This is a genomic window from Lactobacillus sp. C449L, assembly GCF_059900815.1.
Map to the genome: position 1 here is coordinate 1 of NZ_JBWXGA010000009.1, position 1,360 is coordinate 1,360.

Here is a 1,360-nt window from a genome sequence, read left to right on the forward strand (position 1 = left end):
CCGGCGAGGCGCGCCTCCGGCTCAACATCCGCTTCAACAACCTTCATCGCGGCGAGGAACTGGTCGCGCTCGTCCGCCGCACGGTCGAGGCGGAGGCGCCCGGCGCGCGCGTGGAGGCGAAGATATCGGGCGAGGCCTTCCTGACGCCCCCCGGGCCGCTCCACGACCTGGTGGTCGGCGCGATCGAGGCGGAGACCGGAGTCACGCCGGAACTGTCGACTAGCGGCGGCACGTCGGACGGGCGCTTCCTCATCAAGCTGTGCCCGGTGGTCGACTTCGGCCTTCCCAACGCCACCATGCACAAACTGGACGAGGCGGCCGCCGTGGAGGACATTCGCGCCCTCGCCCGCATCTACGCCCGCATCATCCGCTTAGCGTTGCGCTAGACCTTGATCGATCCAAGCTGAATCAGCTTGGATCGTGAATCAAGGTCTCAACTACTTGAATAGAGCCTGATTCATGCTTTCGGCGGGAGCGCGAAGCGCTTCCACCGCAACCGATCAGGCTCTAGGATCGGGGCGAACGTGTGGCTTACCGGGGATGCATCGAAATGGCGGTTTGGCGGACAGGCATATGGCGGGGCATGGCGGCCGCGGCGGCGCTCGCTCTGGCGGCGACGGCGCAGCCGGCATCGGCCCAGCTCTTCCTCAACAAGCCGCAATTCGCCAGCGGCCCGATCGACGGCGGCGACCCGCTGGTGGGTCTGCCGATCCCCGGCGCGACGGAGGCGGAGCAGCGCGCGCACCTCGTCTGGAACCTGCGCTCGGGCCTCAACGTCGCCGCGCTCCAGTGCCAGTTCTCGCCGCTGCTGCGGGCCGTCGACAATTATAACGGCATCCTCGACCATCATGCCAAGGAGCTGGCGGCCGCCTACACGGCGCTCAACGGCTATTTCAAGCGCGTCCAGGGCGCCAGGGCCGGGCAGAAGGCGTTCGACGATTATTCGACGATCACCTACAACAATTTCTCGACGCTCCACGCCCAGCTCGGCTTCTGCCAGACCGCGGCCGATATCGCCAAGGACGCGCTCGCCGCGCCGAAGGGCGAACTCCACCGCGTCGCCGCCGCCCGGATGCGGGAGCTGCGCAGCAGCCTCATCCCGGCCTACGACTATCTGACGGGCTACAATCCGGCGGTGGTGCGGCTGCGCGCGCTCCCGCCGCTCAACGACAAATGCTGGGACAAGAAGGACCGCCTCACCAAGCGCTGCCGCCGGCAACTCGCGGCGCGCTGATCGCCCGGGACGCGACCGTCAGGGCAGCCCCAGCAGCTTGTGGGTCTGGAGGCCGAGCCGCCAGCGCGGATTGGCCATGACGAAGGCGATCGACGCCGCCAGCGCGGCCTCCCGGTCCGCCCCGTC

At 68.4% G+C, this 1,360-nt stretch carries 2 protein-coding genes; both read left to right on the plus strand.

Annotated features, from left to right (window positions below; translation table 11 throughout):
* Window positions 1-386, plus strand: a 386-nt coding sequence (locus AC2JF9_RS07930) for a M20/M25/M40 family metallo-hydrolase (RefSeq protein WP_500726718.1), incomplete at its 5' end; no start/stop codon positions are given.
* A 197-nt stretch (window positions 387-583) separates the two neighbouring features.
* Entirely contained in the window at window positions 584-1,234 is a 651-nt protein-coding gene (locus AC2JF9_RS07935) for a hypothetical protein (RefSeq protein WP_500726720.1), read from the plus strand.
* Window positions 1,235-1,360: the final 126 nt, after the last annotated feature.